Here is a 15,640-nt window from a genome sequence, read left to right on the forward strand (position 1 = left end):
GATGATTATATCAGCGTAGTGAGGGATGCCAACCGTGAAATTTCCACGTGCGGCAGAAGACGGCTGTCTGTGGCGGTCATCAGCTCCGCATTTTCTGGCTTGATCCAGCAGGCCTGCATGCCGCAGCGGATGGCACCCGCCACGTCGGTGGTCAGGTCGTCGCCCACGTGAAGAATGTTCCCGAGCGGCAAATTCAGCTTTTCCGCTGCCAGGTGATACATATCGCTGAACGGCTTCGAGCGCCCGTGCGGACCCGCGCGCAGCACGAACTCGAAGTAATCGCCCAGGCCAAACAGCTCCGGCTGGGCGTTACCGTTGGTGATGGCCACCAGCGGCCACTTTTCGGCAAGCTTTGCCAGCGTGTCGTGGGTCTCCTGCGGAACGTCGATCCGGCTGCGCCATTTGGCGAAGTTTTCCATGGACGCTTCGGCACCGATGGCCGCATCCTGCGCGCTCAGGCCAGCGTTGAGCATCGCCTGCTCAACCGCCCGGCGACGCCATTCGGTCACGTCGTGGTAAATGTCCGGTTCGGTCTCCCGCAGGGACTGGCGCAGCTTCTGGAAATCCTTGTTCTGCATCGCTTTCAGCGCCGGATGGTAGTTCTGTACAAACGCCAGCGACTCCTGCTCGGTACGCAGAATCACCTCGCGGTTGTCATAAAGGGTGTCATCAAGGTCAAACGTCAGGGCTGAGATCTGACCGAGTGGGCGGTAAAAACGCATTATTTCTCCCGTTTGGCGCGTGGATGCGCCGCGTCATACACCGAGGCAAGGTGTTGGAAGTCTAAGTGGGTGTAGATTTGAGTGGTCGACAGATTCGCATGGCCAAGCAGTTCCTGCACGCCGCGCAGATCGCCGCTCGATTCCAGCATGTGTGTCGCAAAGGAGTGGCGCAGCTTGTGCGGATGCACGTGGCTGTTCAGTCCCTGCTTAATGCCCCACTCCGCAAAGCGCTTCTGCACGTTACGCGCGGAGATCCGCTTGCCGAGCTTAGATAGAAACAGCGCATCCTCTTCCGCGCCAAACAGGCCGCGCAGATCCAGCCAGTGCTCAATCCAGGAGACGGCGTTGCGGCCAATCGGCAGGCGGCGCTCTTTGCTGCCCTTGCCCATCACCCACACTTCGCCGGATTCCAGATCGAGATGCTTTAAGTCGAGGTTCACCAGTTCGGAGAGACGCAGGCCCGCGCCATACATCACCTCCAGCATCGCGCGGTCGCGCACGGCCAGCGGATCGTTAAGGTCGATATCCAGCAGGCGGTTTACGTCGTCGACGTCGATATTTTTCGGCAGATGGCGCGGGGCTTTCGGCGTGGCGATCCCTTTTGCCGGGTTGGCTTTCAGGCCGCCCTGGCTGACCAGCCAGTCGAAGAAGCTGCGCAGCGCAGAGAGCCGAAGCGCAAGGCTCGCCGGGCTGAGATTTTTTTTACGGCTACGCACGACGAACCCGCGTACCGTGGCGGCGTCACATTGTTGCCAGCTTTTCAGGCCGATTTCTTCGGCAATCTGGATGATGGCATCAAGCTGACGCTGATAGTTGAGCAGCGTGATAGGGCTGAGCTGACGTTCAACGCCCAGATAGCGCAGAAAGCGCGAGACGTCAGTGGCGAGCAGTCCGTCCGTCATACGCGTTCAATCCAGCGCTCCAGCAGCTCGGGCAGCATCAGGGCGATCTCCTGCAGCAGGTGCGTGGCTTGCCCCTGCTCATAGTGGTGCACGTCGCGGCTGGTAAATAATATGACTCCCAGGTCGCCGTCGCGCCCCATCAGCGACATCGCCACCGAGCCAATCGCTTTGGCTTCCGGTAACACCACCAGCAGCTCAGGTCCGTTCAGCGGCCCCAGATAGTGGTGCTCATGGCCCAGGCGCTGAATGCGCAGCGGCTCAAACGCCTGACGGCTGAGCGCCAGATGTGTAAATCCCGACGGTGCGCCAATGCGCCAGCGGTCAGGGAACAGACGAATCGTTGCGCCTGCCAGCCCCAGCTCGCGCGCCCAGCGGTGGAAGCGGCTGAGAAACTCTTCGAGGCTGTGCGCCGAGGCCAGACGCGCCTGCAGGTGCAGAAGGCGATAGAACAGGCTTTCGTTGGTGCTGGCCTGCTCCATCAGCAGCGTCATGTTCTCTTCAAGCTGGTTGATGTGGTTACGCGAGCGCGCCATGTGCCATTCGACCAGCGACACGGTCCCGCGAACCGGATGCGGCACGCGCATCTGTTCGACGACGCGTGCATTGCGAATAAAAAACTCAGGATTGTTCAGCAGATAATCAACAACAGCGCTGTCGTCCAGTTCCGTCACTGTTTCCTGCAGTTCTTCCCCTGGTTGTTTCATAGATGGATAAACCCGTCATAAACATGTGTCGCCGGGCCCGTCATATACAGTGGATGACCCGGTCCTTTCCAGGCGATATCAAGCCGACCGCCCGGTAATTCCACGCGAACCTCTTCTGCCAGTAACCCCTGAGAGATACCGACGGCGACAGCCGCACAGGCGCCGCTTCCGCAGGCCTGGGTTTCGCCCGCGCCGCGCTCGTAAACCCGCAGGCGGATATGTTCACGCTTCACCACCTGCATAAAGCCGATGTTCGCGCGCTCCGGGAACCTCTCGTGGCTCTCCAGAACCGGACCGAGCGTTTCAACCGCCGCGGTTTCCACGTCATCCACCTGAATCACGCAGTGCGGGTTACCCATCGAGACGACGCCGCACAATACTGTCTGCTCGGCCGCACGCATAATATAGGTCTTTTCCGCTTTGTTTGCGCGAAACGGCACGGCGGAAGGCTCGAAGTTAGGCTCGCCCATATTGACGCGCACCAGCTCGTCGTCGGTGACGCTGAGCACCATACGACCATTAGCGGTACTGACGCGGATATCGCGCTTGTTGGTCAGCCCCTTCAGGCGGACAAAGCGGGCAAAACAGCGCGCGCCGTTGCCGCACTGGTTCACCTCACTGCCGTCCGCGTTAAAAATACGGTAGTGGAAATCGAGGTCAGGATCGTAAGGCGGCTCAACCACCAGCAGCTGATCGAACCCCACGCCCACGTGCCGATCCGCCAGGCGACGGATCAGTTCCGGGGAGAAAAACACATTCTGCGTTACCGCGTCGACGACCATAAAATCGTTGCCAAGGCCATGCATTTTAGAGAACTGCATCATTTGCTCCATTGCGCGGGTACAGAACGTTGTCGTCAGAGGTTAACCTGAGTCGGACCGCCGTTGTCGCCACGATCGTTAGTCTTTGGCGTGGAAGACTCAATGCCGCTGTTAACCGGTTTTGTCGGCGGCGGCGCGGTTTTATCCGCAGGCGGGAAGTAGAGTGGTCCCTTCAGTCCGCAGCCGGTCAGGCTAAACAGCGTGATGAGAACGGCAAGCGTTCGGAAAGCGTTTTTCATTATAAAGTTGCCCGTAAGTTCAAATCTGTTTCTATCATCGCAGGAGAAGACACAAAAGCAAGAGTTTGCCGCTTTCCTGCAACGGGAATTATTTAGCGTTATACTGCCGCCATCACGAAAAACAGGAACAAAACCATGAACGACAGTGAATTCCATCGCCTTGCCGACACCCTGTGGATGACCATCGAAGAACGTATCGACGACTGGGACGGCGATAGCGATATCGATTGTGAAATCAACGGCGGCATTCTGACCCTGAGCTTCGAAAACGGCAGCAAAATTATTATTAACCGCCAGGAGCCGCTTCACCAGGTGTGGCTGGCGGCCAAACAGGGCGGCTATCACTTTGATTTGAAGGGTGACGAGTGGGTTTGCGACCGCAGCGGCGAAACGTTCTGGGATCTGCTGGAACAGGCGGCGACCGCGCAGGCGGGTGAGGATGTGAGTTTCAGGTAGTTTCTGTGCCCGGTAGCGGCTACGCCTTACCGGGCCTACAAAGGCTCAGGAGAAATACTGCTGCAACAGCGGTGCGGTATCCTGATTCGCAGGCACCGCAGGGGTAATCGCCTGCGTACGGAACGGGATCACCTGCGCTCGCCCATCCACGTTCACAATCTGGTAGAACTGCGGCAGGTTGAAGTTGATAAAGCTGGAGCCGTAGGTGAAGCGGTCATGCGAGGAAGAGTAGAAGCGGCTGACGTCGCGCACCAGCTCCTCTTTGCTGCCTTCACAGTGGTGATACACCTCGGCGCGGTTGGTCTCATCCAGAATGTAGATGTTGAACCCGGCATCGTCGCCCGACTCTTCAAAGAAGAACTGAATAATCCCTTCACTGGCAAAGCCGTCCACCACCTGCGGCAGCTTGACGTGGTTGGTTTCCACCTGAACTGACAGGCCGTGCAGCTTGTTGTGCGAAATCGCGCCGTAGAACTCAATGGCGTTTTCCAGCTTCTGTACCGACACGTTCAAACGCTCGAAGAACAGGCCCCAGGTCTGCCCGGAGACGCGCAGCGCTTTAAAGCGCCCGGTTTCCTGACGGGTGCTGGAGAGACGCAGTTCGATGCACTCGGAGACCAGCTGCTGTACGCGGGTACGAATTAAACCGCGCAGGTGCTGGCTGTAGCAGAACACTTCGACGCTGTCCGGCGGCGCGGCGTCCTGGTGCATCTTGCCGAGAATGGTTTTCAGCGCTTCGATCATTGCCTGCTCGCCGTTGAAGTGCAGGGTACGCACTTCGTTCCACGAGTTGCGGTACAGCAGGTCTACGCTGCCCACCAGGCAGTTTTGCTGCTCGCCAAAGCTGAAGACGTCCAGCTTGCGGAAGTCAAAATGGACCACCTGATTGCGGAAGGCCGCCGTCGGGTCGTACTCCAGGTTGACGATAATCGCCAGGTGGCGAATCTCGCACGGGCTGTAGAGCGCTTTCGGCGTCGGCGCAGGCAGACGCAGCGGGAAGTGGTGCGAGACATCCGCCACCATCTCCTGCAGCTTGGCTAAATCGACGACCTCGTTGCCCTTGATAAACAGGCGCGTGCGCGAGGTCAGCAGGCCGTTAAACCAGGCCCACGCCACCAGCTTGTTCAGGTAGCGGTTATACTCAAGCGGCTGATGGCTGATGATCGAATCCATGCTTGGCGCACGGTTGTACAGATACCACCCGGTGCGGTTTGCGCGGCCCGGCGGCACGTAGATAAAGGTCAGGTTTGGTTCAGACAGGTCAGGCGAAATCTGCGGGTTAACCAGGGTCACTTTGCCCGGCAGCGCTTCAAACGCGGCGTACAGCTTACGGGTTAACACCCCGATATCCTGCGGGCTGGCGGACACGCTGAGGTTGTTCCGGCGCGCAAAGCGGATCAGGTTACGGTAGCTTTGCATCATCGCGTCGAGCAGTTCGTTGTGCGCTTCACGCACCTGATCGATCTTCCAGTTGGCGCGGTTATCGAGCATGGACAGACGCGCTTCGTCCCATCCCCACTCTTTCACTAGCTGACTGACCACTTCACGACGCCAGCCCACGCAGGCGCGCTCGCGGCTCAGCTTTTCACAGACTTTGAGATAGAAACACCGACGCACCAGGTCAAGACGCGTGACGTCATCAATGGCTTTCAGGTATTCGGTAACGCGCTCCAGCATCATGCAGTAGGCGTCGAGCCCGTAGGAGACAATCTCGCCATCGTGCAGGCGCTGCTTGATATCTTTCGCCAGCAGGCGCGGCGTAGGGTATTCCCAGGAGTAGGCTTCGAGCAGCAGTGTTTTCAGCACCGCTTTATACGGTGAATCAATGCTCTTATAGAGCTGCCAGAGGCTTGCGCCAAAGTACTCTTCGGCGGACAGGGAGCTGAGGCCGCCCAGGTCCAGCCATTCGTTTGGCGTCAGTACGCCCTGCGCGTAAAGCGACATGACGTAGTCGTCGTAATGCTCTTCTTCTTCGCACGGGACCATATTCCACAGAATACGCTTCCCGGCCAGACGAACGGCAGTACGGTAAAATTCATCCAGCAACAGGATGTGCTGAGTCGAGCCGCAGTCTTCACCACCCAGACTGCCGCTTTCATTATGGCGGAAACGGTTTTCATCAATCAGGAAGAAGCTCACTTCCACGCCGAGCGAGGCCGCCCAGCTCTCCAGCAGGCTGCATTTACGCTGCAGCAGCTGACGCTCTTCGTTATCGAGCCAGGATTGATGGCAGACCCAGATATCCAGGTCCGAAGAACAGCTTTGCCCTACCGATGAGGTACTCCCCATCGAGTAAACGCCGGTAATCGGCAGCTCACCTTTCGGAGAAACCTGAGGCGGCATGCCGCGGTAGAGTTCCAGCTCGTTCAGATAATGCTGTTGGGTTTCATCAGGCGTGAAGAGGCAAATGCCCTGGGGAACGTTACCATCAAGGTAGCCAGGCATTAGCGGATGGTGATAGTGCAATAATGTCGGCAGCAGACTGTATACCTGCTGGAAAGCAGGGCCCATGGCAGCAAGCGCGCGATCCACACGCAGTTGATTTATGGCATCCAGTCTCTGTTTCAGAGTCTCAATATAGAGGTACAAGACGTATCGCCTGATGTTTCCGGGTGTCGTAAGCTATTCAAAACACGAATAACAGCGAGCCCGCAGTATTTCAAAAAGATAACCGTTGCCCTTTTTTCGCCCTTATCATTATGGTGGTACCGACGAAAAAATGGTCTAAAACGTGATCAATTTAACACCTTGCCGGTTGACCGTAAAGAAAGATGCGCTACATACAAGTGTAGCACCGTTCTGTACGTGTAAATTCCTGAATACGGCTACGGCTGACGAATACGCCGCCTTGTCCCTCTCACGCTTCATCAACCGTAAAACTGCCATCCCAGAGTCAACAATGTTAGGATGGTTAGCGATTGATAATGACGGTAACAAGCATGTTAGACAATGTTTTGAGAATTGCCACACGCCAAAGCCCTCTTGCGCTCTGGCAGGCACATTATGTTAAGCAGCGCCTTGAAGCCTGCCACAGTGGATTGCGCGTCGAGCTGGTGCCGATGGTCACGCGCGGTGACGTGATTCTGGATACGCCACTGGCGAAAGTGGGCGGCAAGGGCCTGTTTGTCAAAGAGCTGGAACTGGCATTGCTTGAGAACCGCGCCGATATCGCCGTACATTCGATGAAAGACGTGCCCGTCGAGTTCCCTGAAGGGCTGGGGCTGGTGACCATCTGCGAGCGCGAAGATCCGCGTGACGCGTTTGTCTCGAACCACTATGACTCGCTCGACGCGCTGCCGGAGGGTAGCATAGTTGGCACGTCCAGTTTACGCCGCCAGTGTCAGCTGGCGGAACGTCGTCCTGACCTTATCATCCGCTCGCTGCGCGGTAACGTCGGCACGCGTCTGGGCAAGCTGGATAACGGCGATTACGATGCCATTATTCTTGCCGTTGCCGGCCTGAAGCGTCTTGGGCTGGAGGAACGCATTCGCGTGGCGCTGCCGCCGGAGCTGTCGCTGCCGGCCGTGGGCCAGGGTGCCGTTGGCATCGAGTGCCGTCTGGACGATGCGCGCACCCGCGAACTGCTCGCCCCGCTGAACCATGACGAGACCGCGACCCGCGTAAAAGCCGAGCGGGCGATGAATACCCGCCTCGAAGGAGGGTGTCAGGTGCCGATTGGCAGCTATGCTGAATTAACCGAAGGTGAACTGTGGCTGCGCGCGCTGGTGGGCGCCCCGGACGGTTCACAGATGGTGCGCGGCGAACGTCGCGGCAAACCGCAGGATGCCGAGCAGCTTGGCGTGTCGCTGGCGGAAGAGCTGCTGAATAACGGCGCGCGTGAAATTCTGGCCGAGGTCTATAACGGAGAACCCCCTGCATGAGTATTCTTGTCACCCGCCCTTCTCCCGCAGGAGAGCAATTAGTGAGCCGTCTGCGCGCACTGGGGCAGGTGGCCTGGAGTTTTCCGCTGATTGAATTCTCCCCCGGCCGGGAGCTCTCTGCGCTCGCCGACCAGATGAATACCCTGCAGGAAGGCGACCTGCTGTTTGCGCTATCGCAGCATGCCGTGGAATTTGCCCACGCGCAGCTGCAACAGCAGGGCCTGGCCTGGCCTGACGACCCGCGCTATTTCGCGATTGGCCGCACAACGGCACTAGCACTGCATACCGTAAGCGGTGCGGACGTTCGTTATCCGTTAGATCGGGAAATCAGTGAAGTGTTGCTACAATTACCTGAATTACAAACTATTGCCGGAAAGCGCGCGCTCATTTTGCGCGGCAACGGTGGCCGCGAACTGCTGGGCGAAACGCTGCGCGAACGCGGGGCTAACGTCACGTTTGTTGAGTGCTACCAGCGCTGTGCAAAACACTACGATGGCGCACAAGAGGCGATGCGCTGGCACGCGCGCGGTATTAATACGCTGGTGGTCACCAGCGGTGAAATGTTACAACAGCTTTGGTCGCTGATACCGCTTTGGTATCGCGAAAACTGGTTACTCCGCTGTCGGCTTCTGGTCGTCAGTGAGCGTCTGGCGAACCTCGCCCGGGAACTGGGCTGGCAGGATATTCGGATCGCTGATAACGCCGACAACGATGCGCTGCTGCGCGCATTACAATAACTCTCAAATGGGAAGCCATAATGACGGAACACGAAAAATCCTCCGCCGTGGTTGAAGAGACCAGGGAGACTGTGGAGACAACGCCACAGCCAGAGACGACTGAGAAAACCGCTGAGAAGAAAAACGGCAGCAATAAAACCAGCCTCGCGCTGAGCGCGATTGCCATCGCCATTGCGCTGGCAGCCGTCGTCGGCCTGTATGGTCTGGTGAAGCAACAGAGTGCTAACCAGACGGCCACCAGCGATACGCTGGTCAATCAGCTTACCTCCCTGCAAAAGGCCCAGGAAACGCAGAAAACCGAGCTGGAAGCGGTGATCAAGCAGCAGGCCGCCGCGCTTGCCGAGGCGAACAGCAAACAGGAAGAGCTGACCAAACAGCTGGGCGAAGTACAGCAGAAAGTCGCCACGATCTCCGGAACCGATGCCAAAACCTGGCTGCTCTCGCAGGCCGATTTCCTCGTCAAACTCGCCGGGCGTAAGCTGTGGAGCGATCAGGACGTGACCACCGCCGCCGCGCTGCTGAAAAGCGCCGATGCGAGCCTGGCCGACATGAACGATCCGAGCCTCATTACCGCGCGCCGCGCAATTACCGAAGATATCGCCAGCCTCTCCGCCGTTTCACAGGTGGATTACGACGGCATTATCCTTAAAGTGAATCAGCTGTCGAATCAGATTGATAACCTGCAGCTGGCGGATAACAACGACGACGACTCCCCGATGGACTCTGACGGTACCGAGCTGTCCAGCTCCCTGAGCGAATGGCGCATAAACCTGCAGAAAAGCTGGCAGAACTTTATGGACAGCTTCATTACCATCCGCCGTCGCGATGAAACCGCCGTACCGCTGCTGGCGCCGAATCAGGATATCTATCTGCGCGAAAACATCCGTTCCCGCCTGCTGGTCGCGGCGCAGGCCGTGCCGCGCCATCAGGAAGAGACCTACAAACAGGCGCTGGATAACGTTTCGACGTGGGTACGCGCCTACTACAACACCGATGATGCAACGACCACCGCGTTCCTCGAAGATATCGACAAGCTGAGCCAGCAGAACATCACCATGAACGTGCCGGATAAGCTGGCCAGCCAGCCGATTCTGGAGAAGCTGATGCAAACGCGCGTGCGTAACCTGCTGGCGCAGCCGGGCGTTCCGGCCGAGCAGACCGGCACAGCGGCGGCACCAGCGCCTGAAAGCGCGCCACAGGGAGAGTAATGATGCTAAAAGTCCTTTTACTCTTCATCCTGCTGATCGCCGGGATCGTCCTGGGGCCGATGCTTGCGGGCCATCAGGGATACGTCCTGATCCAGACCGATAACTACAACATTGAAACCAGCGTAACGGGTCTGGCGATCGTTCTGATCCTCGGCGTCGTGGTCCTGCTTGCCGTTGAATGGATCCTGCGCCGTATTTTCCGCACCGGTGCCCATACCCGCGGCTGGTTCGTTGGCCGTAAGCGCCGCCGCGCCCGTAAGCAAACGGAACAGGCGCTGCTGAAGCTGGCCGAAGGCGATTATCAGCAGGTTGAGAAGCTGATGTCGAAAAACGCCGACCACGCGGAACAGCCGGTGGTGAACTATCTTCTGGCCGCCGAGGCGGCGCAGCAGCGCGGTGATGAAGCGCGCGCTAACCAGCATCTGGAACGCGCGTCAGAACTGGCGTCTGGCGACCCGATCCCAGTGGAAATTACCCGCGTCCGCCTGCAGCTGGCGCGCAATGAAAACCACGCGGCGCGCCACGGCATTGACCGTCTGCTGGAAATCGCACCGCGTCATCCGGAAGTCCTGCGCCTTGCGGAGCAGGCCTATATTCGTACCGGCGCGTGGGGCTCGCTGCTGGACATCATTCCGTCGATGGCGAAGGCCGAGGTGGGTGATGATGAGCATCGTGATGAGCTTCAGCGTCTGGCATGGATTGGCCTGATGGATCAGGCGCGCGCCGACCTGGGCAGCGACGGCCTGAAAACCTGGTGGAAGAATCAGAGCCGGAAAACGCGTCAGCAGGTTCCTCTGCAGGTGGCCATGGCGGAACATCTTATTGAATGTGACGATCATGACACCGCGCAGGAGATCCTCCTCGACGGCCTGAAGCGCCAGTACGACGATCGTCTGGTCATGGTGATCCCGCGCCTGAAAACCAATAACCCTGAGCAGGTCGAAAAAGTGCTGCGCCAGCAGATCAAAACCGTCGGTGACCGTCCGCTGCTGTGGAGCACGCTGGGCCAGTCGCTGATGAAGCACGGCGAATGGCAGGAGGCGAGCCTGGCCTTCCGTGCGGCGCTAAAACAGCGTCCGGACGCATTTGACTACGCGTGGCTTGCCGATACGCTGGACAAACAGCATAAGCCGGAAGAGGCGGCCGCCATGCGGCGTGATGGGCTGTTATTGACGTTGCAAAATAACGGTACCCAGCCGTAATTCAACAGGAGGCCAGACGGCCTCCTTTTTTTATCACGGTTCTCCTGCTACATTCTTTACACCGACAGCTGCAAACGAACCCGCCAATGTAACGATATCTTTTCATTAACCTTTTTTCGCACATGCGCGATTTGCGCATGGACTAAATCGTTTCTGAAAGGAAATCGTCATGAACTCGCTTTTGTATGCGCTTATTGAAGCGCTGCGCTGCCACCGCTGGCTGCGCCTGCTTGCCTGTGCTTTTATCTTCTCTTCTCTGGGAAATGGGTTAACCCAGGTCGTCGTCTTCGGCCTGCTGTTAGCGTGGTCGGCCCCGCCAGCGCTGCTGACCCTCGCTTTTCTGTTCGCCACGGTGCCGGGGTTTATCGGCAGTATGCTCGGTGAAAGGCTGTGTTCGCGCTATTCTCCGGTATCCCTGCTGATATTGACCGAAGGACTGGGCTTGCTTGCCCTGCTCTTTCCCGTGCTTGGCGTGGGTTATCATAGCGTTGCAGCGTTACTCGCCGTGCAATCCACCGAAGCGCTGCTCAGCGGGATGAGCTGGCCCGCCCTGACGTTGCTCTTCAAGCGCGGCCTCAGCGAAACGGAACTGCCTGCCGCCACCTGCCTGGAAAATGTGATTTTTGCGTCTCAGGTGTTGTTAGGTACCGGTCTGGGCGTGGTGCTTTTTCAGAAGATACCCGTGCTCGCCTTGCTGACCATTGATGCCATCAGCTTTCTCGGGTCGCTGGTCATGTTATGGCTGGCGGGACGCCTGTTTTCTTCGGCGTCGCGCACTGGCCATGTGGAAAAGAGGGCTTCAGCTATATTGCGCTGGCAGACATTGACCGTTCGGCAGAAACGCAGCTTGCTCATTTTGCCAGCGCTGGCCGCCGTCGGGTCACCCGCGATGGCGCTTCTTCCGGCGCTGGCCCAGCAGCTCCGTCCTCAGGATGCGGCGGGCCTTGCGCTGCCTCTGCTTTTCGCAAGGAGTATGGGGCAGCTTTGCGGCCCCTTACTGCTGAAAAGAGACAGCCTGGCGCGTTTTGCGGCTCATACGCCGCGACTGTTGCTTTGCCTCGGTATCTTTGTGGCCGCTTATGGAATGCTGCCGTTTATGGCCGGCTGGACAGGGTACGCGCTGGGAATGATCTTTGTCGCGCACCTGGCCTCAAACGTGCTCTTTGCGGCGGGTACGTTTGGCGTGCTCAGTAGTTTTCAGGCCACGCAAACCGCTGTAGCCAGCGGTAAAGCCTGGCGCTGGCAAACGCTCAGTGCCTCTCTTTTTACCGGATTAGCAGCGATAGCCGCATCAGGGTTTGGCTCAGTACAGGCGCTTTATATGGTTTCGTCAGCGGCTCTGCTGATGGTTGCCCTCATCATGCGCTTTTATCGGGAATAAGGCATAAAAAAACGCCTGCTATAAAAGCAGGCGTTAAAACAGGTCTGTAAGACAACATATTTGGTGCTTCACTCAACGTTATGTCCATGGTGTCTGATGAGGCCGAAGCGACATCTGTCAGTGGACGATAAGCACCGTAAATGGCTCTGCGTCATTCCTGAGTTTATGAGGCACTAAGGCGAACATAAGAGATGGAATGAGCATCTACACGTATATTATTGCACGTAACGTGCCAGATTTACACGCAGAACTTTTACATGGCGCAACATTTTAAGATAAAAGGAAATTATGCTGTTAAGGAGCATCTGACGCTTCACAGCGTATCGGCAAAAGCAGAAATATGTCGCCAGGAAGAGACAGCAAATCCCATAAATTATTATTTCTTCTGTTTACAATGAGTTGCAAGTCGCTTAATCGCGACAGTGATACAAGGCGCTGTCGGGGGATAACTACAGGGGATAAAAGTTGCAGAAAACAAAAAACCCCGCCGAAGCGGGGTTCAAAATTGGTCGGCGAGAGAGGATTCGAACCTCCGACCCACTGGTCCCAAACCAGTTGCGCTACCAAGCTGCGCTACTCGCCGATGTACTGCTTTTTTGAATTTTTAGTTCAATTCATTTAAAAAGTCGTGGTGCGAGGGGGGGGACTCGAACCCCCACATCCTAAGGACACTAACACCTGAAGCTAGCGCGTCTACCAATTCCGCCACCTTCGCAATTCACAACTCTTTCAATAATGGGGTGGCTAATGGGATTCGAACCCACGACAACTGGAATCACAATCCAGGGCTCTACCAACTGAGCTATAGCCACCACTGTATTTTTTCACGCGGTACTGACTACTTCTCAGACCACCGCAGCTCTAGCGCCGGGAACTAAAATGGCGCGCCCGACAGGATTCGAACCTGAGACCTCTGCCTCCGGAGGGCAGCGCTCTATCCAGCTGAGCTACGGGCGCTTAGCGCCGTTGCGGGGCTGGATATTACGTACCTCCGCCCCCGCTGTCTAGTGCTTTTTTGAAAAAAATGCGCGTTTGGTTATGGTTTGCACATTTTGCCGCTTATTCCTCCACTTTCTGCGTGGTGGCACGGCGACCCAGGCCAAAAAGCTTATACGCGGCCGTCACTGCCGCCAGGAAGATCAGCCCGACAAACAGCGACATGCGGGTATCTTCATTAAAGTACATTCCAATTAATACGCAAATCAGGAACGCCATCGTCAAATAGTTCGCATACGGGAAAAGAATCGAGCGGAACGGATGGCTGGCGATCGCTTTTTTATGCGCATGGCGGAAACGCAGCTGGCTGATGAGGATAACAAACCATGGCACCATGCCCGGCAGCACGCTGGCGCTGTAGACGTAAACAAACACGCGCTGCGGATTAGGGATGATGTAGTTCAGGCAGGAGCCAATCAGCAGGATGACAATAGAGACCGCCACGCCCGCTACCGGCACGCCAGCACGTGAGACCTTACTCATCGCCGCAGGCAGCTGGTTATTTTTCGAGAGCGCGTAGAGCATTCGGCCACAGCTGTACATCCCGCTGTTACAGCCTGACAGCGCTGCCGTCAGGACCACAAAGTTGATGATACCCGCTGCTGCTGTAATTCCAATCTTCGCGAAGGTTAATACGAACGGGCTACCCGTCGTCCCGATTTCGTTCCACGGGAAGATGGTGACGATGACGAAGATCGCGCCCACGTAAAAAATCAGGATACGCCACAGCACTTTCCCCACCGCGCTACGCAGCGTGACCTGCGGATTTTTAGCTTCACCGGCGGTAATCCCGATCAACTCCACGCCCTGATACGAGGCCACAACGATACACAGCGCCGTCAGGAAGCCCTTCCAGCCGCCGGCGAAGAAGCCGCCGTGTTCAGTCAGGTTGCCAAAGCCGATGGCGTGTCCGCCGTTGCCAAAGCCATAAAAAATCACGCCCAGGCCAATAACAATCATCACGATGATGGTGGTCACTTTGATCATCGCAAACCAGAACTCGATTTCACCGTAAAGGCGCACGGCTGCAAGGTTTGCCAGGGCCACCAGCCCCACGGCAATGAGTGCCGGTATCCACTGGACCATGTCCGGGAACCAGAACTGGACGTAAACCCCTATCGCGGTGATTTCAGAGATGCCTACCGCCATCCACATAAACCAGTATGACCAGGCCGTCAGGTAGCCGAAGAACGGGCTCATATAACGGTGCGCGTAAACGGCGAAGGAACCGGTCACCGGCTCCAGAAAGAGCATTTCGCCCATTGAGCGCATGATGAAGAAAACAAACAGTCCGGCGATGATATACGCCAGTAATACGGAAGGGCCTGCCCATTTGAGGGTGCTTGCGGAGCCCATAAACAGGCCAACGCCGATAGTGCCGCCCAGCGCTATCAGTTCGATATGACGAGCTTCCAGCCCACGCTGTAGCTCCGGTTGTTTCTCTGCCATAGATCCTCGATTGTGTTTGCTGTTTCCCGGCTTAATACCGGTTATTGTTTTTTAGGGGTACTAAAATACGGTGCGAATGGTTTCTTAAAATCGGCCAAATGGCAAACGATGCATTAAAAAAATGAATGCATTGAGCAAATTATCAGCAGTTTTGCAGGTGAGTTGCAGCGCGAACAGCATATCGCGCTACATTTTGATTACATCTTACCGGTATAGTGCCAGGCGAGGTAGCGAAGCAGACGAATCTGTCGTTTAATGCGGGTGGGTTGGGAGAGCAGGCGGTACAGCCACTCCAGCCCCATATTTTGCCAAATCTTCGGCGCGCGCTTCACGTGGCCGGTAAAGACGTCGTAGGTGCCGCCGACGCCCATATAAAGCGCATTCGGGCTGACCAGGCGGCAGTCGCGCATCAGGATCTCCTGGCGCGGGGACCCCATCGCCACGGTGACGATTTTCGCCCCGCTGTCGCGCACGCGGGCAAACAAAGCCGGCTGGTCTTCAGGCTTGAAGTAACCATTCTGGCTGCCAACGATATTAACATTCCATTGACGACGCAGTTTCTCTTCGGTCTCGGCCAGCACCTCAGGCTTACCGCCAATCAGGAACACCGGCGTGCCCTCCGCGCCTGCGCGGGCCATAAGCTGCTCCCAGAGATCGGCACCCGCCACGCGGGAAACATTAGCGTCAGGATACTTTTTACGGATAGAGCGGACCACGCTGATACCGTCCGCGTATTTAAATTCAGCCGCTTCAATCAGGCTTTTGACTTCAGCGTTATCTTCCACCGCCAGCATCTTTTCCGCATTGATAGCGACCAGCGTACCGGATTTCATCTGCCCGTCGGCGAACAGAAAATCCAGCGCGTGCTGCATGTCGCGCCAGCCAATCAGCTGCAAGCCACGAAGCGCATAGCGCGGTGCAGAAATTTTATCAGTCATTACT

General features: G+C 57.1%; 14 protein-coding genes and 4 tRNA genes. 6 read left to right on the forward strand and 12 right to left on the reverse strand.

The window, feature by feature from the left end:
- Positions 1-5: 5 nt before the first annotated feature.
- The 5 genes from yigB to UTO39_RS20025 are packed head-to-tail and all read right to left on the reverse strand — an operon-like array spanning position 6 to position 3,388.
- Complete coding sequence (gene yigB / locus UTO39_RS20005) at positions 6-722, reverse strand: 5-amino-6-(5-phospho-D-ribitylamino)uracil phosphatase YigB (RefSeq protein WP_061096764.1); 717 nt, start codon at positions 720-722, stop codon at positions 6-8.
- On the reverse strand, positions 722-1,624 hold the full coding sequence (gene xerC / locus UTO39_RS20010) for a tyrosine recombinase XerC (RefSeq protein ID WP_320727904.1): 903 nt from the start codon (positions 1,622-1,624) through the stop codon (positions 722-724). Before xerC ends, yigB begins: the two co-directional genes overlap by 1 nt.
- Complete coding sequence (locus UTO39_RS20015; protein ID WP_061096762.1) at positions 1,621-2,328, reverse strand: DUF484 domain-containing protein; 708 nt, start codon at positions 2,326-2,328, stop codon at positions 1,621-1,623. Before UTO39_RS20015 ends, xerC begins: the two co-directional genes overlap by 4 nt.
- Entirely contained in the window at positions 2,325-3,149 is an 825-nt protein-coding gene (gene dapF / locus UTO39_RS20020) for a diaminopimelate epimerase (protein WP_061096761.1), read from the reverse strand. The genes UTO39_RS20015 and dapF overlap by 4 nt, the downstream gene beginning before the upstream one ends.
- 35 nt (positions 3,150-3,184) lie before the next feature.
- Positions 3,185-3,388: an LPS translocon maturation chaperone LptM gene (locus UTO39_RS20025; protein ID WP_041911830.1), complete on the reverse strand. Its 204-nt coding sequence runs from the start codon at positions 3,386-3,388 to the stop codon at positions 3,185-3,187.
- A gap of 135 nt (positions 3,389-3,523) precedes the next feature.
- On the opposite strand from UTO39_RS20025, the gene cyaY reads away from it, so the two are divergent.
- Entirely contained in the window at positions 3,524-3,844 is a 321-nt protein-coding gene (gene cyaY / locus UTO39_RS20030) for an iron donor protein CyaY (RefSeq protein ID WP_003860816.1), read from the forward strand.
- Positions 3,845-3,889: 45 nt separating this feature from the next.
- Here cyaY and cyaA read toward each other — a convergent pair whose 3' ends face one another.
- The gene (gene cyaA, locus UTO39_RS20035) at positions 3,890-6,433 is read right to left on the reverse strand and encodes a class I adenylate cyclase (RefSeq protein ID WP_253543423.1); all 2,544 of its coding nucleotides are present in this window, start codon (positions 6,431-6,433) and stop codon (positions 3,890-3,892) included.
- Between the two features lie 350 nt (positions 6,434-6,783).
- On the opposite strand from cyaA, the gene hemC reads away from it, so the two are divergent.
- From hemC to UTO39_RS20060, 5 genes are all read left to right on the forward strand, one after another.
- Positions 6,784-7,725 carry a hydroxymethylbilane synthase gene (hemC, locus tag UTO39_RS20040; protein WP_253543424.1) on the forward strand — a complete coding sequence of 314 codons (942 nt, stop codon included), beginning with the start codon at positions 6,784-6,786 and terminating at the stop codon, positions 7,723-7,725.
- Positions 7,722-8,462: a uroporphyrinogen-III synthase gene (gene hemD / locus UTO39_RS20045; RefSeq protein WP_320727905.1), complete on the forward strand. Its 741-nt coding sequence runs from the start codon at positions 7,722-7,724 to the stop codon at positions 8,460-8,462. The genes hemC and hemD overlap by 4 nt, the downstream gene beginning before the upstream one ends.
- Positions 8,463-8,482: 20 nt before the next feature.
- Positions 8,483-9,670 carry a uroporphyrinogen-III C-methyltransferase gene (hemX, locus tag UTO39_RS20050; RefSeq protein WP_320727906.1) on the forward strand — a complete coding sequence of 396 codons (1,188 nt, stop codon included), beginning with the start codon at positions 8,483-8,485 and terminating at the stop codon, positions 9,668-9,670.
- A gap of 2 nt (positions 9,671-9,672) precedes the next feature.
- Positions 9,673-10,872, forward strand: a complete 1,200-nt coding sequence (gene hemY, locus UTO39_RS20055; RefSeq protein ID WP_061099609.1) for a protoheme IX biogenesis protein HemY — start codon at positions 9,673-9,675, stop codon at positions 10,870-10,872.
- Positions 10,873-11,041: 169 nt separating this feature from the next.
- A complete protein-coding gene (locus tag UTO39_RS20060; protein WP_320727907.1) occupies positions 11,042-12,253 on the forward strand; it encodes an MFS transporter in 1,212 nt (403 codons plus the stop codon).
- A gap of 506 nt (positions 12,254-12,759) precedes the next feature.
- Here the strand turns inward: UTO39_RS20060 and UTO39_RS20065 are convergent.
- From UTO39_RS20065 to wecG, 6 genes are all read right to left on the reverse strand, one after another.
- A tRNA-Pro gene (locus UTO39_RS20065) sits at positions 12,760-12,836 on the reverse strand.
- Between the two features lie 46 nt (positions 12,837-12,882).
- A tRNA-Leu gene (locus tag UTO39_RS20070) sits at positions 12,883-12,968 on the reverse strand.
- A 21-nt stretch (positions 12,969-12,989) separates the two neighbouring features.
- A tRNA-His gene (locus UTO39_RS20075) sits at positions 12,990-13,065 on the reverse strand.
- 68 nt (positions 13,066-13,133) lie between these two features.
- A tRNA-Arg gene (locus tag UTO39_RS20080) sits at positions 13,134-13,210 on the reverse strand.
- A 102-nt stretch (positions 13,211-13,312) separates the two neighbouring features.
- Positions 13,313-14,698, reverse strand: a complete 1,386-nt coding sequence (locus tag UTO39_RS20085) for an amino acid permease (protein ID WP_041911824.1) — start codon at positions 14,696-14,698, stop codon at positions 13,313-13,315.
- A 197-nt stretch (positions 14,699-14,895) separates the two neighbouring features.
- Entirely contained in the window at positions 14,896-15,636 is a 741-nt protein-coding gene (wecG, locus tag UTO39_RS20090; RefSeq protein ID WP_320727908.1) for a lipopolysaccharide N-acetylmannosaminouronosyltransferase, read from the reverse strand.
- Positions 15,637-15,640: the final 4 nt, after the last annotated feature.

This window comes from Enterobacter sp. 118C5 (genome assembly GCF_034107645.1).
Classification (GTDB): Bacteria; Pseudomonadota; Gammaproteobacteria; order Enterobacterales; family Enterobacteriaceae; genus Enterobacter; species Enterobacter nematophilus.